Genomic DNA, 21,919 nt, shown 5'->3' with positions numbered 1-21,919 from the left:
CATAAAAAAGGGCTCTAGCGAGCCCTGTTTTATATTTATAACTTATTATTTTTTATCAAAAGCGCGTTTCATGTAATTAGGTGTTGCGAGTGCACCGTGATGAATGCCGCCATTGTAGTATTCACTATGCTGTGCAATTGTTGCTGCGCCGTCTTCTCTAAAGCCATTAAATGCCTCAGATTTGCGAGCTAGCGTCACTGACCATAACCCACTTGGGTAAATAGGTTGTGGGAATGGGAGTGTTTGTAAATCGTTAAAACCAACACTTAGCATAGCTTCGCGCATTTCAACCAACAGTGGCATATGCATTAATGGCGATTCACTTTGTTGTACCAGTATTCCACCAGGGCGAAGTGCGTTTAAACAGCTAGTATAAAACGCATGGTTAAATAAACCTTCACCTGGGCCTACCGGATCAGTACCATCAACAATCACTACATCAATAGACTCACCAGCTGCTTCGCGCATGTATTTAATGCCATCGTCAAACATCACAGTAGCACGTGGGTCATTATTTGATTCACATAACTCTGGGAAGTACTTTAACGACATTTGGGTAACCACTTCGTCAATATCTATTTGAGTTACAGTTTCTACGCTTGGGTGCTTGAGCACTTCACGTAACGTACCGCAATCGCCGCCACCAATAATAACTACGTTTTTTGGGTTTGGATGCGCCAGTAATGCTGGGTGGCTGATCATTTCGTGGTAAAAAAAGTTTTCACGGCTACTTACCATAGTACAACCATCAATGATCATTAAATTACCAAAGTCTGTGGTTTCAAACATTTCTACTTTTTGAAAAGGAGACTGTTTTTCATCTAACTTTTTGTTAATACGTAATGAAAATGCGCTGCCATCGCGGTCGCTAATTTCAGTAAACCACTTACTTTGATCTAAATTTGCCATAGTTGTTGTTACACTTTTGGTTGAGTATGAAAAAAAGGAGGCAATTCTGCCAGTGCTTGGCCTATTGCTCAATCAAATTTTACTCTCTTTAGCGAATAAAGTTAGCTATAAAGAGGGGAAAGTTCAATTTTTGTTAGCTTAGCAGATAGTGACGTATTAAAATGCCCCTTTACACCTAATTTAATAAAGAAGAGTTGCCATGACTTGGGGTTTAGAAACAGCACGTGCTACATACAATGTTGCTCATTGGAGCGATGGTTATTTTGATATTAACGCACAAGGTGAGTTGATAGCCTATCCTGATGGCGACCAAACAAAACCTGCCATTTCTTTAAGTCAGCTTACTGAGCAATTTAAGCAGCAAGGGTTAACATTGCCCGTACTGGTGCGCTTTACTGATATTTTAAAAAATCGTGTAGATACGCTCACCAATGCCTTTACTCAAGCGCGCACTAACCGCGAATATAACGGCAAATACACCTGTGTTTATCCTATTAAAGTAAACCAGCAGCGCTCTGTTGTTAGTAAGTTATTAGCTCACCCAAGTGGCTTAGTGGGACTTGAAGCCGGTTCTAAGCCTGAACTAATGGCCATTTTAGGGGTGGCGAAAGAGCCTATTACAATTGTATGCAACGGCTACAAAGACAGTGAGTTTTTACGTTTAGCCTGTATTGGTCAAGCAATGGGACACAGCGTTAAAATTGTGGTTGAAAAACTCTCAGAGCTAACCACATTGCTTGAAGAAATTGATAATTTAGGCATTGAACCGGCTATTGGAATTCGTATTCGCTTAAATTCGGTTGGCAAAGGTAAATGGCAAAATACCGGTGGTGAAAAAGGTAAGTTTGGTTTAACCGCAGGGCAAGTACTCAGTGCAGTGGAAGTACTTAAGCAACATAACAAGTTGCATTTAATGCAAATGGTGCATTTTCATATTGGTTCTCAAATCGCCAATATTCGTGATATTCATCGTGCCTTGCGCGAATGTGCTCGCCATTTTGCTGAATTAACTCAATACGGTGTACCGCTAAATACGGTTGATGTGGGTGGCGGGCTTGGCGTTGACTACGAAGGCTCAGGCTCACGTAGTGCCTGCTCAATGAACTACACAGTCGAAGAATACGCGCGTAATGTAGTGAATGCATTTGCCGATGTGTGCGATCAGCATAACTTAACGCATCCTGCGATTATTACAGAATCTGGCCGTGCATTAACGGCTCATCATGCAGTGTTGATCACCGATGTCATTGATGTAGAAAAAGCACCGAATCATTTAAACCCAGAACCGCCATTGGAAAACAGCGCATTAGTGCTAGATGAAATGTGGCAATGCTTACAACGTTTGAACCCACGTATGGCACTTGAAATATATCATGATGCTATGCACTTATTTAGCGAAGCACACGATCAATACGTGCATGGTTTAGTGAGCATGCTAGAGTGGGCGAAAATAGAGCAGCTTTACTTTACGATTTTACACCGAGTTCGTGCATCGTTAAGCGTTAACGCACGTGCTCATCGCGAAGTGCTGGATGATTTAAACGAAAAGCTAGCCGATAAACTGTTTGTGAATTTTTCATTGTTTCAGTCATTACCTGATGTATGGGGTATTCAGCAGTTATTTCCGGTCATGCCCATCGAAAACCTAACGCAGCCGCTTACTCAGCGCGCGATTATCCAAGACATTACTTGTGATTCTGATGGGCAAATACGTGAGTACGTTGAAGGTGCAGGTATTGAAACAAGTTTACCTATCCCTGAATATACACAAGGTCAGCAGTATCATATTGCCATGTTTATGGTGGGGGCATACCAAGAGATTTTAGGTGACTTACATAACCTATTTGGTGATACCGACTCAGTCCATGTTGAGCTTAATGAGCAAGGATATGTATTAACCAATGCCATCAAAGGTGACAGTGTTAAGGATGTATTAAAATTTGTTGATTATGATAGCGAGTTATTAGCTGATAACTTTGCCACTCAAATTAATAAACTTGATGTATCAGAACACTGTAAAGAAGGGTACCTAGCCGAGCTCAATGCAGGGCTTGAGGGCTACACCTATTTTGAAGATTAATTTAGTTGTATAGTTAAGCGCGGTCTTAGTGGCTGCGCGATGTTTAAAGGAATAGAAGTAATGTCAGTTATTCGTAGTGTATTTAGTATTTTCTTTTATACAATAAACACTCTTTTTTGGTTTGTGCCTATTTTTATTTGTGGCATCGTTAAGTTAATCCCAATCAAACCACTACAAAAATTAATGAGCTGGACGGCCAAGCAATGTGCCTCTATTTGGGTGACCTTCAACACGTTAAATCAGACGTTATTAACGTCAACTAAACTTAATGTTATTGGCCTTGAAGAGCTTAAATTAAAAGATTGGTACCTAGTCATTGCGAACCATCAAAGCTGGGTGGATATTTTAGTGTTACAGCGGGTGTTTAACCGAAAAATACCTTTTTTGAACTTCTTTTTGAAAAAAGAGCTTATTTACGTACCTGTTTTAGGTTTGTGTTGGTGGGCACTCGACTTTCCTTTTATGACCCGTACCAGTAAAAGCCAATTAAAAAAGAATCCTAAATTGCGTGGTAAAGATTTAGAAACCACCCGTAAAGCCTGTGAAAAATTTAAAGAAATGCCAGTCAGTGTGGTTAACTTTGTTGAAGGGACGCGTTTTACAGCGCAAAAGCATGCGCGTCAAAATAGCCCGTTTCCTCACTTACTTAAACCGAAAGCGGGTGGTGTGGCGTTTGTAATGCAAGCCATGGGTGAGCAAATTTCTAAAGTGGTAAATGTCACTATTCATTACCCTGAGGACATTCCTACCTTTATGGATTTTGCAGCCGGTAAAGTAAAACACATTGATGTACATGTTGAAGTAAAAGGCGTTAGTGACGACTTAATTGGTGATTACACTAATGATCCTGACTTTAGAGTACGCTTTCAAAGTGAATTAAATCGCGTGTGGGAAGAAAAAAACCAGACGTTGGTTAATCTCAAACAAAAATAACAAAATGAGCTGACAGTTATGCTAAAAAAATGGTTACCTAATTGGTTAAATGGCTTAATTGTTGGCTGTGTTTTATTTGCTAATTTAATAATATTTGGCGCATTAGTGCTTACCCTAGGGTTAGTTAAATTAGTGCTGCCCATACCTGTAGTGAGTAAATTATTACACAGTGCGTATAAAGGGTGGTGCAAAGGTAACCGCTTAGGGCTGTGGTTAGGCTGTAATAATATTAAAGTTAATATTAGTGGGGAGGTAAACGCCAACAGTTGGTATTTGCTAATCAGTAATCATATTAGCTGGCTTGATATTGCGGTATTGAGCTCGTTGGATGCATTGCCAGCCCCTAAGTTTTTTTTAAAAGATGAGCTTAAATACGTGCCATTTATTGGCACTGGTGCGTGGGCGATGGGTATGCCCTTTATGAAACGAGTGACCAAAGCGCAATTGGCTAAAAATCCGAATTTAAAAGGCTTAGATGTCGAGCGTACTAAGCGCAGTTGCCGTAACTTTCGTCATCATCCTACAACCATAGTTAACTTTGTAGAAGGTACGCGTTTTACTGCGCAAAAGCACCAGCATCAACAAAGTCCTTTTCAGCATTTATTAAAACCTAAGGCTGGTGGAACTGCTTTTGCCTTAGAGGTTTTAAACGAGCAGTTTGACGCTATGCTTAACACCAGTTTAGTGTATAGCGGTCAGTCAGATCATGTGTGTCGTAATATTTTAAAAGGCGAGTTGGAGTCTATTCATATTACTATTGAGGTTATGCCAATAAATACACAGATGATTGGCAGTTACCAAACCGATAAGGCATTCAGGGCCCAGTTTCAGCAATACTTAAATAACTTATGGACAGTAAAAGATAAGCAATTAAGCGCTATTCATATTCAGCAAGCTAGTACTGAATTAACACCCAGTAAGGAAATTGAAATACCATGAGCAAAACACACCTACAGGAGCTAATTACTCCTTGGTTTGAAAAAGTCCCCGATGCTTTTTTTCTCAGCGCAATCACCGCCTCATCAATTGGCATTCTTTCATTATTATTTGTTTACTTATTTACTCGTCGCTTGATGTTACCGGGTATTCAAAAGGTGGTGACTAAACTCTCTCCTGAGCGTATTGGTTCATTGTCACCTATGTTAACTAAGCTGAATAAACGAATTGCTTGCTTGTTATGTTGTGTACTTTTTTTAGCCACATTTGATAGTGTTTATCCGGTTAATGCAATTGCTCAAGAGATCCTTAAAACCATTGGCCAAGCATTATTAATTATTTATATAGGTTTTATTATTAGCAGCATAGTGAGCATTGCTGGCGCTATTTATAACCAATTAGATTTTGCTCGCGAAGTACCTATTCAAGGCTTAATTCAAGTGGTTAAGCTGATCACCTTTATTGTGTGTTCAATATTAATTGTTAGTATTGTGCTTGAAAAATCGCCGACTTATATTCTCTCTGGTTTTGGTGCTATTGCCGCTGTTACTTTATTAGTATTTAAAGACACCATATTAGGTTTTGTCGCCAGCATTCAAATTGCCGCTAATCGTTTGGTGACCTATGGAGATTGGATCCAAGTAGATAACTACGGCGCCGATGGCGAAGTAATTGATTTAGGACTTAATACTGTAAAAGTGCGTAACTGGGATAACACCATAACGACCATCCCTACTTATATGCTGGTGGCCGGTTCATTTAAAAATTGGCGCGGTATGCAAGAATCTGGTGGGCGACGCATCAAGCGTTCTTTAAACATTGATATGAACAGCATCTTTTTAGTTGATGACGATTTTAAAGCGCAAATAGAAGCGGCTATACCACTGCAAGAATATATTCGACTAGGCACACTTCCCGATCCGGTGTCGAACTTAGGGCTATTTCGTCGCTATGCAGAGGGTTACTTAAAACAACACAGTAAAATCAATACCTCGCTCACACTTATGGTGCGTGAACTACAACCGCTTAATCATGGCTTACCGATTGAGTTTTACTGCTTCAGTGAAGACAAACGTTGGATATCGTACGAGCACTTACAAGCTGAAATTATGGACCATTTACTGGCCGTATTACCTGTGTTTGGGCTGCGCGCTTATCAAAGTGTCAGTGGGCAATTAAGCCCAGCTGACGGAGCCAATATGGCAGGTAAACCCAGCATTAAAGTGCCCAATAATGCTGTCCAAGGCCAACACCAATAAACAATAACAATAGCCACCAAATAGGTGGCTTTTTAATACGTAACCATGCAAACGCAGCAATCACTAATGCAATTTGCCAAATATTGCTTACGGCAGAAGTCCAAATGGGCGAATATAATGCAGCTGCCAAAAAGCCAACTACAGCAGCATTAAGCGCTGCAATTGAGCTGGCAAAGCGAGGATTACTGGCCAAGTTTATCCAGCTTTTTTGAAACGCCAGCATCAGTAAAAAACCGGGTGAAAATATCAATAATGTTGCGATTAGCGCACCCACTAATGGTTGTGCAGAGTTCAATTGTGCCCCCAAGTAGGTGGCTATAGTAAACATTGGGCCAGGAACGGCTTGGGCACTGGCGTACGCAGTTAAGAATTGATCATTACTCAGCGTTGGAACTCCCGCTTGCAAAACAGGTAATACAACGTGTCCACCACCAAATACCATGGCACCTGCTTGGTAAAAAGGCGCGAATAACGCAGCGTTTTCGCCAAGTGGGATAAAGCTGATGGCAAGTAGTAGTGCAAATAAGCCAAGAGCAATCCAATTGATGTTGGTTTTTTCTCTGCTAACATTTTCTGTAGATTTAGCTAAGTTAAGTAAAGGCCATAAAGCACCGATAATGGCAGCGGTTACTAAAATGGCGATTTGAGTGCCCAACATAGGAAATAAAATCAGTGCTAAAGTACTCATTATTGCCAGAAGTTTAAGTACCGCACTGGTGCAAAAGCTTTTCGCCATACTAAGGGTCGCATCAGCAACAATAACCACGGCAAATAGTTTCAAACCTGCAATAATAGCAAAATAAACAGCATCAAACTGATGTGCACTTATTGCAATTAGCACCATGATCAAAAACGAAGGCAGGGTAAAGCCTATAAACGCAGCGATACCACCGAGTACACCCGCACGCTCTACGCCAATTGCAAAGCTAATCTGACTTGAACCAGGGCCTGGCAGAGCTTGACTTAAGCTAATTAGCTGCGCGTAACGCGCTGTACTTAACCAGCGAAGCGAATCAACAAAGTGGTGCTTAAAGTAACCTAAATGCGCGGCAGGGCCGCCAAAGCTCATGCAGCCAAGCAAAAAGAACTGTCTAAAAATCGCAATTAACATAGTGTCCATCGCCTTTTGATAAATCATAAAATTGTCACAAACAAGTATGACATTATTATGAAACGCTATCACTACTTCCTTATTTGATAGGCAATATCAACGCTTATACATTATTCTTCATTGTTGGTTCATACATATATTTGCATAATTGCAATAATAAATTCTAAATGAATAGGAAATTACCATGATGTTAACTAAATCACTTTTAAGTGTCACTGTCGTTGCTGTATTACTTTCTGGCTGTGAAATGAATAACACAGGTAAAGGTGCCGCTATAGGTGCAGCCGCGGGTGGTATTTTAGGTAAAGCTACAGGTAACCACAAAGATAAACGTATTTTTATTGGTGCAGCTATTGGTGCGCTAGCGGGTGCTGCTGTAGGTGATTACATGGATAAACAAGAAGCTGCTTTTCGTGATGAGTTAGCGGGTTCGGGAGTTGAAGTGGTTCGCGAAGGCGATAACTTACGCTTAGTGATGCCCTCTAATATTACGTTTGCGACTGATCAATCTTATATTTCATCGGGCTTTCATGACACTCTAAATGCGATAGCAAGTGTAATGAATAAATACGAAAAAACCTACTTAAGTGTTGAAGGTCACACCGACAGCACGGGCAAAGACAGTTACAACATGACTCTTTCAGAGCAGCGTGCACAAAGCGTAAAAAATTACTTAGTGAACCAGCAAATTATGGCGGCACGAGTAAGCACGAGTGGCTATGGCGAATCACGCCCAATAGCGACTAACGACACAGCGAATGGTCGTGCGCAAAATCGCCGAGTAGAAATTCAAATTGTACCAAACACTCAAGGTTAGCTTTGGTAGTTACAAACCGCGTTTGCGCGCGGTTTGTGTACTTATTTAAAGGGCACTTTTAAATAAGTTAGTTGTCATAAGGAGTTCTTCATAGGGACATGTTTATGACAAAGTGGCGTACAGCAATTATTTTATCGGTATGTTTACATGGGTTAGTTTTGTTTTTTTTAACTACCTTAAAAGCCCCTAAAATTAAACAGCCGCAATTAACGCCAATTAAAGCGTATATGGTGAATGTGCCTGCCAAAAATAAAGTAACGCAACAGGCCACTCAGCAAAGCGCTAACAAATATATTAATACAGAAATAACCCCAACCAAGCCTGTTAATGCAACCCAATCAAAACCACTAAATGCGACTAATAAAAAAACAAAGGAGGCGACTGAGCCGGTAAGTACCACCTCCATAAACACCCACCCTGTAACCGCAACGTCTTATAAAAAGATCGACCTGAAAAAAGGGCTCAATAGTATTTTACAGCAACAAACTGGCTATTCTGATACTGCAAAGAATGACCCTCAGAAAAAGCGCATTACCGTCCCAAAAGAGCATGCAGGGAAGGTGAAGCCGCTATTAAAAATAGAGCAGCAAAATATGCAATTTACCACTTACCGACGAGGTGATAGCTGTTTTAAAAAGGTATCTATTGGTGCTGGGGTTATGCCCAAAAAGGACTTGCCAGAGAGTTATATCGTTGGTGTAAAGTGCGATAAAACCAAGCTAACAAAGGCTTACGATACCGCAATGAATAAATGGCTTGATAAAAAGTAGCGACTAAATTGCAATCAATCTAGATTAAACTGTAATTCACATAGCTTTTGATACAAAGGGTTGCTTGCCATTAATTGCTGATGAGTGCCTGTGGCTTTTATTTCGCCATTTTCCATTACCACAATCATATCGGCGTGTTTTACCGTGGCTAGTCTATGGGCAATAATCAGCGTTGTTTTATTTTGCATTAAGTGCTCAAGTGCGGCCTGAACATGATGCTCACTTTGCGCATCAAGTGCGCTGGTAGCTTCATCGAGTAGCAGTATTTCGGGATCTTTTAAAATGGCGCGGGCAAGTACAATACGCTGCTTTTGCCCACCCGAAAGCCTAACACCTTGCTCACCTAAAAAGCTGTTATAGCCTTGTGGTAACTGTTTTATAAATTCATCAGCATGTGCATGTTTGGCGGCCGCATAAACTTGCTCGTCACTGGCGCTTGGGTTGCCATAGCGAATGTTATGCATGACATCAGAGCTAAATAAAATCGGGTTTTGTGCCACCATGCCCATTTTGTTGCGTAAGGTGTTTAACGACAACTGTTTAATATCTATATTATGAAACTTAATCGCTCCGCTGGCTGGATCGTAAAAGCGCTGCAATAGTTCAAATAAGGTAGTTTTACCCGCACCGGAAGGGCCAACAATAGCCACAGTTTTACCTGTTTCAATATTTAAGCTGATATTATTTAATGCGCTTACATCTGGGCGAGAAGGGTAATTAAAACTAATACCTTCAAGTGAAATTGCACTGTTGCTGGTTGTTGCATGTAACTCATCATCTTGTGGAATTTCGGGGTTTTGTATTTTACTTTCAACGGCGAGCAGTTCGAGCAATCTTGCTGCGGCTCCTGCGGCGCGCTGTAGTTCACCATAAACCTCTGCAACGGTCGCTACCGACATGGCCACCATAATGGCATAAAACACAAAAGCACCGAGTTCACCTCCCGTCATAGTGCCTGCTAACACATCACTACCGCCTACCCAGAGCATGGCACTAATAGCACTAAAGGTAAGAAAAATAACAGCTGCAATTAAAAACGAACGTTGTTTAATTCGGCTTTTAGCCACATTAAAGGCCTTTTCGGTTTCAAGCGCAAAAGCAGATTGTTCTTGTTGTTCGTGGCTATAACTTTGTACCACTTTTATGTTTTGAATGATCTCACCCGCGTAGGTGCTTATATCGGCAATAGCATCTTGGCTAGAACTGGCGAGTTTGCGCACCTTTTTACCAAACACTATCATAGGCACCAGTACTAAAGGGACGCAGGCCACAACGACCAAGGTAAGCTTTAAATTAGTAACAAGCAGCATAATTAAACCACCGATTAACATTAGCGCGCTTCGCAGTGCCATAGAAAATGACGAGCCAATAATAGATTGTAATAATGTGGTGTCGGTGGTTAAACGCGACATCAGCTCGCCGCTACGATTTTCTTCAAAGTAACTCGGGTGCAAGGTAACAATACGATTAAACACGGCTTTTCGAATGTCGTTACTGACTCGTTCGCCAATCCACGACATTAAATAAAATCGGCTGAATGTACCCACTGCCAATAAACTGATCAAACCAATTAATACCAACACAGCTTGTTGTAATTGCGCTTGCGAGCCGGCAATAAAGCCATGATCAATCACAAATTTAACGCCTTGCCCTAGCGATAAGTTAACTCCTGCGGTGGCAAGTAACGCCACTAAAGCCCCTAAAACTACCCATTTATAAGGCTTAATAAAATTGAATATAGGGAATAAAGCGCTAAAGGCGGCTTTATCTGAAGCAGGCTTGTCTGTAGGCATAGTAGATTCTTATTGATGATTAAGGTATAGATATGGCATCAATAGATTAAAAATCAATAGTATTAAAAATCATCAATAAGGAAAAATTATGACAACTAAACAGGTAACAGGCGAGTTTACCGTTACATTAGCGCCTATAGAGGGGTATGCACACGGGCAGCAAGGCGTTAATTTAGGTCGTATGTCGATTGATAAACAATTTACTGGTGGCCTAACCGCAACTAGCCAAGGTGAAATGCTCAGCGCCATGACCCCCACCCAAGGCAGTGCCGGTTATGTGGCTATTGAACAAGTAATAGGCGAACTTGATGGTTTGCAAGGTGGTTTTGTACTGCAGCATTTTGGCACCATGGATAAAGGCCAAGATAGCTTGATTTTAAAAGTGGTACCCGACTCAGGCACTGATGAGCTCGCAGGATTAACCGGCAGTATGAAAATACGGATTGAGCAAGGGATTCACCATTACGATTTTGAATACATGTTATAAGTTCAACAAGGATTAAAATGCAAAAAGTAATCGAATTCAGAAAGGCCCGTTTTTTGGGTGGGGTAGATATAGTCGCACTAAATGATCGCATACAGGAATTAAACCAAGACGGCTGGAAAGTAATAAACGCAGTGCCATTGACAGGCTTTTATGGGCAAGTGCATGGTTATGCATTACTTATTGAAAATGAAGAAATATAAGGGTTACTAATGGCATTATCATTATGGTTTAGCTTAGCACTGGTATGCATGATGGGCGCAATGTCGCCAGGGCCTAGTTTAGCTGTGGTATTAAAGCATAGCTTAAATGGCGGGATGAAAAATGGCATGCTGGCAGCGTTAAGCCATGGTTTTGGGGTTGGCTTATATGCAGCGGCCTCATTATTGGGATTAGGCGCATTGATGTTGCAGTTTCCTACTGTGTATCAATTTTTAGTGTACTTAGGGGCAGCCTATTTAGCGTATTTAGGTTTGAAAATACTATTTTCAAAACCTAACGACAGCGAGCTGCAAGTTCAAAAAAGTGCAGTGAGCAGTTCTAAGGCGTTACAAGATGGTTTTGCGATTGCATTTTTAAACCCTAAGTTGGCAATTTTCTTTTTGGCGCTATTTTCGCAGTTTATCGATCCAGAAAACCTTACATTAAACATCGGTATTATTATGTGCTTAACCGTTTTTGTAATAGATACTGGGTGGTATTTATTGGTGGCTTTACTCACTGATGTGTCTAAAAAGCGCTTTGGCTTTACCAAGCAAAATATCTGGTTAGATAGACTATTAGGTATGGTATTTATTGCGCTTGCGATCAAAGTGGTAATAGGATTTTAACTATCAAAGTGATTGAATTGCGTACAGTTGGTAATTAATGTAACTTAAAAAAACTATAATTTAAAAGTGATAAGCCGATGTCTAATATAATTTTAAAAAGTGCCACTTTTGATAACAAAGTCAAACAGTACTGGATGTGCTTAGCTGCAATATTTAGCCTTTTTCCAGTTGTAACTATTGTGTTTTTACCCGTTGTATTGCTTTTGGTGTGGCTAGTCGCAGGGCGAGTATTAGCAGCTATGTCGGCCGATTTACTAGAGCGCAAGCTAGTGGTTAAACGTGGTATTTTGTTTAAAGAAGAAAAATCGATTCCGCTTGAAAAAATCACTGATGTGGGATTAAGTCAGGGGCCATTAATGCGACTATTTGGTTTATACCGCTTAAGCTTTGAAACTGCAGGGCAGTCTGGTCACGGTGCATTAGTATCGTTACTTGGGGTAGTTAATGCCAGTGAATTTCGTGAAGCCATTTTAACTCAAAAAGATAACCTCACTTCAGATCAGCCAGCCCAATCTAATAACGATGAACCACAAAGCCAAGTAGAGCTCATCCGCTCGCTTACCTACAGCGTAAAAAATATCGAGCAAATGTTAGTCAACTTGTTGGATGAGAGGAAGTAAGGCGCAGGTATACATTAATTTTCGGCGATCGGTTGATCGCCGAGAGATTTAATTTTTGGCCTTTAAAATGCCTGACAAACAGCTTCTGCTTTACAGGTAATAACTGTGACGTTTTCATAACCTACGCGTGTCAGTGCTTCAGCACTTAATGTTGCACGCGCACCACTAGCGCAATGTAAGTAAATAGGGCGTGCTGCGTCTTTTTCTATTTCCATTAACTTCATTTCAAGTAAGCCGCGCGGAATATTAATTGCGCCGGTAGCGGCTTTGGTTGCATGTTCAGCCGGTTCACGCACATCAATGAGTAATCCTTTGTTTTCACTGATCTCTTGTTTAGCTTGTTCGGCGTCGATGCGACGTTGATTAGGCGTAATAATTTTTAGTAAATCGGGGATAGATGTAAGCATGGTGATTATTCCTTAAAGCCAAGTTTGCGTAATAGAGTGATCATTGGGCACCAGCTAGTAAAAGCTGATTGGATTAAGTTTACAGCGATAAAAGCGGTAAAGTATATCCACTTCGGATCGTGATACGTTTGCAAAAGGATTGATACAACAATCATGATGCCAGCGATAAGACGAAGTGCGTTATTGAGTTTCATAATAGTAGGTCACTTATTTGATTGAGTACAGAGCTACTATATTAGATATTGTTAAATTAGTAAATTCTAATATTAGACATTTCTTATCTAGCAATTTATACTAAGTGCATATTTTAGAATAAGAGCATAGTATGAAAATTGACTTTACAGCGATGGCGACTAATGTGGATCAAGCTGAGCAGCTATTAAAAATATTAGCGAATAAAAATCGACTAATGATTTTATGCTCATTACAAGATACCGAAATGAGTGTTTCGCAGCTTAACGAAGCCGTACCGCTAGCGCAGTCTGCGTTATCACAGCACCTAGCGGCACTGCGCAAAGCCAATGTAGTGGCTACTCGCCGCGAAAGCCAAACTATTTATTACCGCGTGATTGATCAAAATGCCGTGCATTTGTTAGGCACATTATATGGACTGTTTTGCAAGGGCTAAAAGTTATGAGCATGATTGATAACGCAGTAAAAAGCAGCTTAAGTGGCCGTATTCCGGTTATTATTTTTGTGTTGTCGATTTTGTTTGGCTTATTTGCTTTACAACAAACAGCGCGAGAAGAAGAACCACAAATAGTGGTGCCTATGCTCGATATATACGTATCGGCGCCCAACGTAGAAGCTCCAGAGGTAGCCAGATTGGTTACCCAGCCACTTGAAAAGCTACTTGCCCAACTTGGCGGTGTGGAACATATTTATTCCACTACACAAACGAATGCCGCAGTAGTTACACTTCGCTTTGAGGTTGGCCATGACCGCGAACAAGCTATTTTAGATACCTATGCAAAACTTAACAGTTATCAACATACCATGGCTTCTGTTATCAAAAGTTGGCAAATACGGCCCGTTGAAGTGGATGATGTACCTATTGTTATGCTGGGGCTATACAGTAAAGACCCGCAACTTTATGGTGATTACGAGTTAACCCGCTTTGCTAACGAAATAGCCAACAGTTTACAGCGTATTGAACACACCAGTGAAGTAAAAGTCATTGCTGGTCGTAAACGAACCCTCACCATTAATTTAAATGCCAGCGCATTGGCTGCCCACCAAACAACCGTAAATGACGTTTTTTATGCATTAAGCGTGTCTAATCAACTAACGCAAGTAGGCAGTGTGGTTGATGGTCAGCAGCAAATTGAATTGCAAGCAGGTGATGTTCTACGAAGTCAATCTGCTGTAGAACAGCTGGTAGTGAATGTTGTTAATGGCAAAAGTGTTTACTTGCTTGATGTTGCAAACGTTATTGATGGCCCAAGTGAAGCTAAGCATTACCAATGGCTTGCTCAATCGGCAAACCAGCAGCATTTACCAATGGTAACACTAAGCGTTGCAAAACAAACAGGCACGAACGCTGTTGCAGTTGCCAACGATGTTCATCAAATGATGGCGCAGCTAACACGCACGCTATTACCCCCTGAGGTGAGCTATGCGGTATTAAGAGATTATGGCCAAACTGCCGATGAAAAAGTAAATAACCTCACTTCAAGTTTAGTCTTTGCGGTCTTTACTGTGGTGATATTTGTGGGGGTGTTTTTAGGTTGGCGTCCTGCCGTGGTGGTTGGGTTGGCGGTTCCTATTTGTTATGGCATTACACTCTCATTAGATTTTGCATTTGGTTACACCATTAACCGGGTGACCTTATTTGCGCTTATTTTATCTTTGGGTTTACTGGTAGATGACCCAATCACAGGTATTGATAATATTAGCCGCTTTTTGAATAAAAAAGGCGATAAAAAACAGCAGATTGTTGGCGCAATGAGCGAAATTAGAAGTGCCTTACTTATGTCTACGCTCACTATTATGGTGGCGTTTATTCCACTGGCGTTTATTACCGGCATGATGGGGCCGTACATGGCACCTATGGCATTTAATGTGCCGGTTAGCGTGATGGTTTCTACCATTGTTGCATTTTTTGTAACCCCTTGGCTTGCGATGAAGTTACTCAAGCCTGATAATGAACAACCGCCTGAGCTTGCTCCTAAAGTTGGTGCATATCAAAGAATATTAAGCCCATTATTGGTTTCTAAGGGGCGAGCAAAACTTGTTTTGTGGCTAACCCTAGCATTATTTATTATTAGCGCCATGTTACCCGTGATGCGTTTGGTGCCTTTAAAGCTACTCCCTTTTGATAATAAAAATGAGCTGCAAGTGCTGATAGATATGCCAGAGGGGACTAATCTGGAGCGCACAGCTGCATTTACTAAACAAATCCAAACACTCACATGGCAATTAAACGAAGTAAGTGAAATAGCGGCCTATGTTGGTCAACCTTCAAGTATGGACTTTAACGGTATGGTGCGCGGTTATTATCGCCGTGATGCAGCTAATCTCGCCGAGCTGAGGGTATTGTTAGTGGATAAGTCTGAGCGCGATCATCAATCGCATGGAGTAGTTATGCGCCTTCGCGAACAGCTCGTGATGCTAGCAACCGATGGCATTGTAATAAAAGTGGTTGAAGTACCACCAGGGCCGCCGGTACTGAGTACCTTAGTTGCTGAGGTTTACCGAGATGCTTTTGTTGATGAGCAAACACATTCTCAAGCTGCCTTGCGGTTAGCTGCGCGTTTACAACAAGAGCCTCATGTAGTTGAAGTCGATACCTCAATGGTGGCACCCTCGCCATTACAACGTTTTGTTACCAATAAAACCAAGGCCGCACTCAGTGCGGTTTCAACTCAAAATATTGCACAAACACTCAGTATTGCCTCTCAAGGTGAAAACGTGGGTGTACTTTATGTGAGCAATGAAACAGAGCCCGTTGATATTAAATTACAGCTACCGTACAGCGAGCGAAATCAGCTTTCGCAATTACTTGCACTTCAGGTTAGGGGCGACAGAGATTTAGCTAAAACCAGTAACGAGTTTGGTTTAAGCAGTGCGCCAAGGCCGTTAGTATCGCTTTCAGAACTCGGTGAATTTACACAACATCATGTTGCTAAAACGATTGTTCGTAAAGATCAGCGCGACGTGATTTATGTTATGGCTGAGCTTAATGGGCGCACACCAGCGGAAGTGATTGCTGATGTGAATGCTGATTTAAATGTATCAAACGATGAGTTTGTTAAAACATCGTGGGTAGGTCGTCACTTTTTTAATAATGGCGGAACTGCTCCATGGCAATTTCCACAAGGAACCCATGTCAGCTTTAGCGGCGAGGGGGAATGGCGCATAACTATTGATGTATTTAGAGATATGGGCATTGCCTTTGCGTTTGCGCTCAGTGCCATATTTATAATTTTACGGGTACAAACACAGTCGGCGAGTTTATCGCTGATTATCATGTCGGCTATTCCGTTAACAGTGATAGGCATAATGCCAGGTTTTTGGCTGTTAAATCAGTTTGGTGAGCGCTCTATAGCAGGTGCCCCAGAGCCGGTATTATTTACTGCCACAGCGATGATAGGCATGATTGCCCTTGCAGGTATCGTGGTGCGTAACTCACTTATTTTGGTTGAGTTTATTAATCAAGCTCGCGGCCAAGGCATGGCAATTAAAGAGGCGCTTGTTGCAGCGGGTACGGTGCGAATGCGCCCTGTGCTCCTAACCGCAGGTACCACTTTATTAGGTAACTTAGTGATCACACTCGATCCGGTATTTAGCGGGCTCGCGATTGCGATTATTTTTGGCATTGTGGCGTCTACATTATTTTCATTATTTGTAGTACCGCTTGTTTATTATTTAGTGTTTGCAAGCACAGAGGATAAAGCGCATGCAGGGTAAATCAAAATTTATAGGCACATTGGCCGCGTTATTTGTCATTATTATGGCTGTGCTTTATATGGCGGGCAGCTTTTCTGACAAGCAAACTGCAGGCTTAAAAGAATCACAAATAACGAACTATCAAGGTGAGCGAGTAACGGTAACGCTGCAAAGTATTGCAGGCACTGAGCAGGTACCAGGTAGTGTAATAGCAAAACAAAATACGCAAATTTCATCGCATGTTATGGCGCAGGTTGAGCAGTTAAAAGTACGTGCTGGCGATAAAGTCGCTAAGGGCGATTTACTTATTATGCTCAAGCAAGATGATTTTAAAGCAGCATTAGCGCAAAGCAGTGCAAATATTAATGCGGTGCAAGCGTCGTTAACGCAAGCTAAAAAGCAACTAGCCAGAATGATTGATTTAAATGCGCAAGGATTAGTATCTGTTAGTGAATTAGATGACGCCAAAGCAAAGTTTGAAAACTTAACCGCTAATTTAGCGGTTGCTAAGCAACAGCAAACGCAAGCTCAGGTATCGCTTAATTATACGCGTATTACTGCCCCTATTTCGGGCGTGGTCGTTGAGCGCCTAACTGAACCTGGCGATACTGCAACACCCGGTAAACCGCTGATTACTTTGTATAACCCATTACAGTTACAGCTTGAATTTAATGTACGTGAACAACAAGCAGTAAAATTAAGAGTAGGGGACAGTTTAAATGTGGTATTACCTTCTCTAGATATAACAACACCCGCAACGGTGAGCGAAATTGTACCAGTGGCAGATAACGCGGCGCGCAGCTTGCTTATTCGTTTAGAAGCCGATGCGCAACTTGGTTTAATGCCAGGCCTTTATGCTCAACTACAGTTACCAATAAAAAGTACCCAAGGTGTATTAATTGATCCACGTTGGGTGCATGAGTTTGGTCAGCTCAATATGGTGTATGTACTTGAAAACGAAACGCTGGTTAAACGTTTCGTGCGTTTAGGCAGTATTATAAATAACCAGCAACACGTAATAGCAGGCCTAAAAGAGGGTGATGTACTTGCTGTTGATTACATGCCAAGTCAAAGCGATTAAATAAAACTCGCAATTTCATCAATCGACTTTTTATCTAGGGCGTGCAGCGGCACTGTTGCATGCTCATCTGGGTAACCAGTAATAAGTAACATATAAGGGCGTTCATTGTCTTTATCACGTCCACAAATATCGGTTAGAAAACTCATCGGTTTTGGTGTGTGGGTAAGTGTTGCAAGGCCTGCGCGGTGCAAGGCTTGAATTAAAAAGCCAGTGGCAAGGCCTACCGATTCATGCACATAGTAATTCGTGTTTTTATCGTCCGTATTTACACCTCCCTTTTTTTGACTAAACACCGCGATTAACCATGGCGCGTGCTCTAAATAGGGTTTGTTAGCATCGGTGCCTAAGGGTTTTAGTGCATCTAACCATTCTTCACCCGCTCTGCCTTCATAAAAAGAGCGTTCTAATTTCTCGGCTGCTTCACGAATTTTCTTTTTAACATCACTACTATTAATTGCTACAAAATGCCAAGGCTGGTGGTTTGCGCCACTAGGCGCTGTACCTGCCGCTTTTATACAGGTTTCGATGATTTCTTTTGGCACTGGGCGGTTACTAAAGCTGCGAATACTATGACGGCGTTGACTCGTTTGTAAAAACTCATTCGCACGCGTCAGCATTTCCTCTGGCGGGTATTCTATAAAATCGGCTAATAGTTGGCTTTTATGATTTTGCATGGCTGTTCGCTTCTTATTTTTAGAGTGTTTGGTTTAAAATAGCAGCAAAGGCTTTATCTGCTAAGGTTTATAAAACCCGCGCTACGCATAAAATATTTATATCATATTACAAGGCTTAGCCAATAGATAAGAGCCTATTAGGTATCCTAAAACAGTAAAAGTCAGCTATTTTAGGATACTATTTTAAGCAAACAGGTCGCTATTTTGAGTGTTTATTCATAACGTAAGGCATCAATGGGATTAAGCCTAGCTGCTTTTATTGCGGGAGCTAAACCAAATACAATACCGATTAAAGAGGTAAAACCAAACGACAGCATAATAGCCCAGCCTGGTATATAAGCGTCGGGCATGCTTGGTACAGAGAGCGAAATGAGCTCGGCAGCACCATAGCCAATGACTAAGCCAATTAAGCCTCCAAATAATGACAGCACCACAGCTTCAACTAAAAACTGCAACATAATAAACCCTGGTGTTGCACCGAGTGCTTTTAGTGTGCCGATAACACGGGTACGCTCAGTTACTGATACCAACATAATATTCATTACGCCAATACCGCCAACAACAAGACTGATACCAACAATCCCTGCGGTAATTGCTGTAGCGCTACCTGTAAATTTATCAACGTTAGCGCGTGCTTTTTCAGCTGTTTCAAATTCAAAGTCGTTTTCTTGATTGTCTTTTAGTTTATGTAATTGGCGTAAAATGCGAGTGATTTTAGCAAGTACCAATTCTTCATCACTGTCTTCTTTGAGTCTAAACATAATTTGTACATTGCTGCTGCTACTTGGACCCTCTAATGCGCTCATGGTACTGATGGGAATATTAATATAATCGTCTTGATCGAACCCCAATAAACTACCTTGTTTTTCAGCCACGCCAATAATTCTAAACCACTCGCCGCCAAGTTTAATATATTCGCCTACAGGGTTTTTTGGCAGGTTTAGCTTTTCAATAATGGATGGACCAATAAAAGCGACTCGACGGCGCTTTTCATCATCCTCTGCGCGAATAAAGCGCCCAAGTTCTGGAAAGGTTCTATACGCTTTTTGGTAATCTTGCTCTGTACCCATTACTCGTGATGAGTGGCTTTTATTTCCATATTCAGCGCCACCAGAAAAACGCCAAGTAAACATCAGTGCAGTGAGTGTTTCAGCCTCTTTTACTCGGGCTTTTAAGACTAAAAAATCGTTGTAAGTGAGTTTAGCATTTTTGCCCACCATTTCTTGTTCAATGCTGGTAAAGGGTTTAATTGTGGTTACATCAGGTGCCATATCTGCGAGTTGATCGTTAATTTGCTTAGTAAAGCCTTGCATAACGGCTACCACTGTAATAACCGCGGCAACCCCAATTATAATCCCTAAACAAGTGAGTGCGCTTCGCATGGCATTGGCTTTAATGGCCATTAGTGCTGCTTTTGTTCCTTCCATAATTGCAATAGCAGATTTAAACATGCTGTTTGTCTCCTTCACCTTTACGCACATCGCTCACTACCTTGCCATCAACTAAGCGAATAACTCGCTGGCAATGATCTGCAATTTCTTGTTCGTGAGTTACCAAAATAATGGTGTGGCCTTCATTATGTAGCTCATCAAATAGCGCCATAATTTCAGTGGTAGTTTTGCTGTCTAGATTCCCGGTTGGTTCGTCACCGAGTAAAATATGCGGTTTAGTCACTAGCGCTCGTGCAATGGCAACACGCTGGCGTTGCCCACCAGACAACTGGCTTGATAGATGATCCACTTTATCACCGAGTCCTACACGTTTGAGTGCATCGAGGGCTTTTTGTTTACGTTGTTTTGCGGGTATAAACCTATAAACCAAAGGCTGCATCACATTTTCAAGTGCCGACGCACGCGGAAGTAAGTTAAAGCTCTGAAAAATAAAGCCAACACTTTCGTTACGCTGATGAGCGAGCTCGGTTTCTGTCATACTTTTTACAAGTTTATCTTTTAAAAAGTAATCCCCAGTAGTTGGAGTATCTAAGCAACCCAATAAGTTCATTAAAGTTGACTTACCTGAACCTGAAGGACCGATTATAGCGACATACTCGTTTTCATTAATGACCACGTTTACATCATCTAGGGCCTTAAATATTTGCTCACCCATTTTGTATTGCTTGTTAATATGCTCAAGCTTGATTACCGCCGACATTATTGCGCATCCTTGGCAGTTGTTTGCTTAACTTTTACCGTATCATTTTCTTTTAGTTTACTGATAGGACGTGCAGGGCCAATAACAATTCGCTCCCCTTTATTTAAACCTTGGGTAATTGCTTGCTCTATATCTGAAGAAATACCTACTTCTACATAGGCTTTGCTTACAGTGTTATCGTCGTTTAAACGCCATACAAACGTTTTGTCATCTTCTTTTTGTACGGCTTCGATAGGGAGCTTTAAGCCATTCACAGCAAGGCTTGTTGCGATTTCTGCACGGCAGCTCATACCTGCATATAGTTGCCTATCGGTATTATCAAGTAACACTTTCACTCGAAATGATAAACCTTGTGAACCTGCTTGGTTTTTTGCTGAGGTTCCAATGTTAATGACCTTGCCAGTGAAGGGTTGATTGGGGTACGCAGCAGCATAAATATCTGCATGCTGGTCCAATTTAATGCCAGCAATATCAGTTTCATCAACTCTGAGCTCAGCTAAAATAGCGCTTGGGTCGGCAACCAGCATTAAATCTGAGCCAATAATATTAGTGGTGCCGGCAATAACGGTTTCGCCTTCTTTAATATTTACTGAGGCGAGCAAACCACTCATTGGAGCACGAAATACACTTTTGCTAAGTCTATCTTCAGCGATTGAAAGAGAGGCTTTGGCTTGATTATAAGACTCTACTCTGGCTTCAATATCTATTTTGGCAAGGTCGCGTGCATTTTGTAAGTTCTCGTATACTTCTTGCCCTGCTAGGCCTACGTCATAAAGCTCTTTTTGACGTTTAAGCTGACGTTCAAAGTTCAAAAGGCGTGTTTTACTATGTTTTATTTCTATTTCGCTAGCTCGCAATACCGCTTTATTACGTGTTACTTCTGACTCAAAAGCAGTGGTATCTAAGCGCATTAAAATGTCGCCTTGTTTTACACTTTGCCCTTCTTCAACAAACACCTTGTCGACTCGTCCGGTTACCTCTGAACGTAACTGCACTTGAGTATTAAAGACTAAATTGCCAGAGGCCATAATGGAGTCTGCAATACTACCTTGCTCAACCTGTGCAACATTTACCTCTGGTGCTTTTTCATCGCCAGTAATTTGCTTTGATACAACAAGAGCAATAAAAGCTGCAATTGCAAGGGTAATGATAATCGCTTTTTTCATTTTTATTTCC

22 protein-coding genes are annotated in these 21,919 nt (G+C 41.4%); 13 read left to right on the top strand and 9 right to left on the bottom strand.

The window, feature by feature from the left end; translation table 11 throughout:
- Positions 1-45: 45 nt before the first annotated feature.
- Positions 46-909, bottom strand: a complete 864-nt coding sequence (speE, locus tag N523_RS0108550; RefSeq protein WP_013466096.1) for a polyamine aminopropyltransferase — start codon at positions 907-909, stop codon at positions 46-48.
- A gap of 199 nt (positions 910-1,108) precedes the next feature.
- On the opposite strand from speE, the gene speA reads away from it, so the two are divergent.
- From speA to N523_RS0108530, 4 genes are read left to right on the top strand one after another with little or no spacing between them, the layout of a single operon-like run.
- Positions 1,109-2,989, top strand: a complete 1,881-nt coding sequence (gene speA / locus N523_RS0108545) for a biosynthetic arginine decarboxylase (protein ID WP_028834838.1) — start codon at positions 1,109-1,111, stop codon at positions 2,987-2,989.
- A gap of 60 nt (positions 2,990-3,049) precedes the next feature.
- Entirely contained in the window at positions 3,050-3,922 is an 873-nt protein-coding gene (locus tag N523_RS0108540) for an acyltransferase (protein WP_028834839.1), read from the top strand.
- A gap of 18 nt (positions 3,923-3,940) precedes the next feature.
- On the top strand, positions 3,941-4,861 hold the full coding sequence (locus tag N523_RS0108535; protein ID WP_013466094.1) for an acetyltransferase: 921 nt from the start codon (positions 3,941-3,943) through the stop codon (positions 4,859-4,861).
- Positions 4,858-6,117: a mechanosensitive ion channel family protein gene (locus tag N523_RS0108530; protein ID WP_016899329.1), complete on the top strand. Its 1,260-nt coding sequence runs from the start codon at positions 4,858-4,860 to the stop codon at positions 6,115-6,117. The genes N523_RS0108535 and N523_RS0108530 overlap by 4 nt, the downstream gene beginning before the upstream one ends.
- Here N523_RS0108530 and chrA read toward each other — a convergent pair.
- The gene (gene chrA / locus N523_RS0108525; protein WP_028834840.1) at positions 6,077-7,228 is read right to left on the bottom strand and encodes a chromate efflux transporter; all 1,152 of its coding nucleotides are present in this window, start codon (positions 7,226-7,228) and stop codon (positions 6,077-6,079) included. The two genes, N523_RS0108530 and chrA, sit on opposite strands and share 41 nt — an antisense overlap.
- 184 nt (positions 7,229-7,412) lie before the next feature.
- Between chrA and N523_RS0108520 the strand changes: the two genes are divergently transcribed.
- Together N523_RS0108520 and N523_RS0108515 are read left to right on the top strand one after the other, a co-directional pair.
- Positions 7,413-8,045 (top strand): OmpA family protein, encoded by a 633-nt coding sequence (locus tag N523_RS0108520; protein ID WP_016899327.1) that lies wholly within the window; start codon positions 7,413-7,415, stop codon positions 8,043-8,045.
- A 104-nt stretch (positions 8,046-8,149) separates the two neighbouring features.
- Entirely contained in the window at positions 8,150-8,815 is a 666-nt protein-coding gene (locus N523_RS0108515) for a hypothetical protein (protein WP_028834841.1), read from the top strand.
- 14 nt (positions 8,816-8,829) lie between these two features.
- On the opposite strand, the gene N523_RS0108510 is transcribed toward N523_RS0108515, so the two are convergent.
- Complete coding sequence (locus N523_RS0108510; RefSeq protein WP_028834842.1) at positions 8,830-10,608, bottom strand: ABC transporter transmembrane domain-containing protein; 1,779 nt, start codon at positions 10,606-10,608, stop codon at positions 8,830-8,832.
- 88 nt (positions 10,609-10,696) lie between these two features.
- Here N523_RS0108510 and N523_RS0108505 point away from each other — a divergent pair, with 88 nt between their 5' ends.
- From N523_RS0108505 to N523_RS0108490, 4 genes are all read left to right on the top strand, one after another.
- Positions 10,697-11,095 (top strand): DUF3224 domain-containing protein, encoded by a 399-nt coding sequence (locus N523_RS0108505; RefSeq protein WP_008109495.1) that lies wholly within the window; start codon positions 10,697-10,699, stop codon positions 11,093-11,095.
- Between the two features lie 17 nt (positions 11,096-11,112).
- Positions 11,113-11,295, top strand: coding sequence for a hypothetical protein (locus N523_RS0108500; RefSeq protein ID WP_008109493.1), 183 nt, complete (start codon positions 11,113-11,115; stop codon positions 11,293-11,295).
- A 9-nt stretch (positions 11,296-11,304) separates the two neighbouring features.
- The gene (locus N523_RS0108495) at positions 11,305-11,922 is read left to right on the top strand and encodes a LysE family translocator (RefSeq protein ID WP_028834843.1); all 618 of its coding nucleotides are present in this window, start codon (positions 11,305-11,307) and stop codon (positions 11,920-11,922) included.
- Positions 11,923-11,999: 77 nt separating this feature from the next.
- Entirely contained in the window at positions 12,000-12,542 is a 543-nt protein-coding gene (locus N523_RS0108490) for a PH domain-containing protein (protein ID WP_013466085.1), read from the top strand.
- A 62-nt stretch (positions 12,543-12,604) separates the two neighbouring features.
- Here the strand turns inward: N523_RS0108490 and N523_RS0108485 are convergent, their stop codons facing one another.
- The gene (locus N523_RS0108485) at positions 12,605-12,949 is read right to left on the bottom strand and encodes a rhodanese-like domain-containing protein (protein WP_008467278.1); all 345 of its coding nucleotides are present in this window, start codon (positions 12,947-12,949) and stop codon (positions 12,605-12,607) included.
- A 5-nt stretch (positions 12,950-12,954) separates the two neighbouring features.
- Positions 12,955-13,143: a YgaP family membrane protein gene (locus N523_RS19300; protein WP_008467276.1), complete on the bottom strand. Its 189-nt coding sequence runs from the start codon at positions 13,141-13,143 to the stop codon at positions 12,955-12,957.
- A gap of 131 nt (positions 13,144-13,274) precedes the next feature.
- Between N523_RS19300 and N523_RS0108480 the strand changes: the two genes are divergently transcribed.
- From N523_RS0108480 to N523_RS0108470, 3 genes are read left to right on the top strand one after another with little or no spacing between them, the layout of a single operon-like run.
- Entirely contained in the window at positions 13,275-13,577 is a 303-nt protein-coding gene (locus tag N523_RS0108480) for an ArsR/SmtB family transcription factor (RefSeq protein ID WP_008467273.1), read from the top strand.
- A gap of 5 nt (positions 13,578-13,582) precedes the next feature.
- A complete protein-coding gene (locus tag N523_RS0108475; RefSeq protein WP_028834844.1) occupies positions 13,583-16,858 on the top strand; it encodes an efflux RND transporter permease subunit in 3,276 nt (1,091 codons plus the stop codon).
- Complete coding sequence (locus tag N523_RS0108470; RefSeq protein ID WP_008115415.1) at positions 16,848-17,918, top strand: efflux RND transporter periplasmic adaptor subunit; 1,071 nt, start codon at positions 16,848-16,850, stop codon at positions 17,916-17,918. Before N523_RS0108475 ends, N523_RS0108470 begins: the two co-directional genes overlap by 11 nt.
- Here the strand turns inward: N523_RS0108470 and N523_RS0108465 are convergent.
- From N523_RS0108465 to N523_RS0108450, 4 genes are all read right to left on the bottom strand, one after another.
- Entirely contained in the window at positions 17,915-18,592 is a 678-nt protein-coding gene (locus tag N523_RS0108465) for a nitroreductase family protein (protein WP_028834845.1), read from the bottom strand. The two genes, N523_RS0108470 and N523_RS0108465, sit on opposite strands and share 4 nt — an antisense overlap.
- A gap of 212 nt (positions 18,593-18,804) precedes the next feature.
- A complete protein-coding gene (locus N523_RS0108460; protein ID WP_013466081.1) occupies positions 18,805-20,043 on the bottom strand; it encodes an ABC transporter permease in 1,239 nt (412 codons plus the stop codon).
- Positions 20,036-20,743: an ABC transporter ATP-binding protein gene (locus tag N523_RS0108455; protein WP_008467268.1), complete on the bottom strand. Its 708-nt coding sequence runs from the start codon at positions 20,741-20,743 to the stop codon at positions 20,036-20,038. The genes N523_RS0108460 and N523_RS0108455 overlap by 8 nt, the downstream gene beginning before the upstream one ends.
- Positions 20,743-21,909: an efflux RND transporter periplasmic adaptor subunit gene (locus tag N523_RS0108450; protein WP_028834846.1), complete on the bottom strand. Its 1,167-nt coding sequence runs from the start codon at positions 21,907-21,909 to the stop codon at positions 20,743-20,745. The genes N523_RS0108455 and N523_RS0108450 overlap by 1 nt, the downstream gene beginning before the upstream one ends.
- Between the last annotated feature and the right edge of the window lie 10 nt (positions 21,910-21,919).

The organism is Pseudoalteromonas sp. 23_GOM-1509m (assembly GCF_000518425.1).
In the GTDB taxonomy this organism is placed as follows: Bacteria; Pseudomonadota; Gammaproteobacteria; order Enterobacterales; family Alteromonadaceae; genus Pseudoalteromonas; species Pseudoalteromonas tetraodonis.
The sequence above is the reverse complement of the archived record's forward strand: the minus strand, read 5'-3'. Positions and strand labels throughout refer to the sequence as shown.

Coding starts and splice junctions, on each gene's coding strand:
- speE (WP_013466096.1), bottom strand. CDS start 909: ATGGCAAATTTAGATCAAAGTAAGTGGTTTACTGAAATTAGCGACCGC.
- speA (WP_028834838.1), top strand. CDS start 1,109: ATGACTTGGGGTTTAGAAACAGCACGTGCTACATACAATGTTGCTCAT.
- N523_RS0108540 (WP_028834839.1), top strand. CDS start 3,050: ATGTCAGTTATTCGTAGTGTATTTAGTATTTTCTTTTATACAATAAAC.
- N523_RS0108535 (WP_013466094.1), top strand. CDS start 3,941: ATGCTAAAAAAATGGTTACCTAATTGGTTAAATGGCTTAATTGTTGGC.
- N523_RS0108530 (WP_016899329.1), top strand. CDS start 4,858: ATGAGCAAAACACACCTACAGGAGCTAATTACTCCTTGGTTTGAAAAA.
- chrA (WP_028834840.1), bottom strand. CDS start 7,228: ATGTTAATTGCGATTTTTAGACAGTTCTTTTTGCTTGGCTGCATGAGC.
- N523_RS0108520 (WP_016899327.1), top strand. CDS start 7,413: ATGATGTTAACTAAATCACTTTTAAGTGTCACTGTCGTTGCTGTATTA.
- N523_RS0108515 (WP_028834841.1), top strand. CDS start 8,150: ATGACAAAGTGGCGTACAGCAATTATTTTATCGGTATGTTTACATGGG.
- N523_RS0108510 (WP_028834842.1), bottom strand. CDS start 10,608: ATGCCTACAGACAAGCCTGCTTCAGATAAAGCCGCCTTTAGCGCTTTA.
- N523_RS0108505 (WP_008109495.1), top strand. CDS start 10,697: ATGACAACTAAACAGGTAACAGGCGAGTTTACCGTTACATTAGCGCCT.
- N523_RS0108500 (WP_008109493.1), top strand. CDS start 11,113: ATGCAAAAAGTAATCGAATTCAGAAAGGCCCGTTTTTTGGGTGGGGTA.
- N523_RS0108495 (WP_028834843.1), top strand. CDS start 11,305: ATGGCATTATCATTATGGTTTAGCTTAGCACTGGTATGCATGATGGGC.
- N523_RS0108490 (WP_013466085.1), top strand. CDS start 12,000: ATGTCTAATATAATTTTAAAAAGTGCCACTTTTGATAACAAAGTCAAA.
- N523_RS0108485 (WP_008467278.1), bottom strand. CDS start 12,949: ATGCTTACATCTATCCCCGATTTACTAAAAATTATTACGCCTAATCAA.
- N523_RS19300 (WP_008467276.1), bottom strand. CDS start 13,143: ATGAAACTCAATAACGCACTTCGTCTTATCGCTGGCATCATGATTGTT.
- N523_RS0108480 (WP_008467273.1), top strand. CDS start 13,275: ATGAAAATTGACTTTACAGCGATGGCGACTAATGTGGATCAAGCTGAG.
- N523_RS0108475 (WP_028834844.1), top strand. CDS start 13,583: ATGAGCATGATTGATAACGCAGTAAAAAGCAGCTTAAGTGGCCGTATT.
- N523_RS0108470 (WP_008115415.1), top strand. CDS start 16,848: ATGCAGGGTAAATCAAAATTTATAGGCACATTGGCCGCGTTATTTGTC.
- N523_RS0108465 (WP_028834845.1), bottom strand. CDS start 18,592: ATGCAAAATCATAAAAGCCAACTATTAGCCGATTTTATAGAATACCCG.
- N523_RS0108460 (WP_013466081.1), bottom strand. CDS start 20,043: ATGTTTAAATCTGCTATTGCAATTATGGAAGGAACAAAAGCAGCACTA.
- N523_RS0108455 (WP_008467268.1), bottom strand. CDS start 20,743: ATGTCGGCGGTAATCAAGCTTGAGCATATTAACAAGCAATACAAAATG.
- N523_RS0108450 (WP_028834846.1), bottom strand. CDS start 21,909: ATGAAAAAAGCGATTATCATTACCCTTGCAATTGCAGCTTTTATTGCT.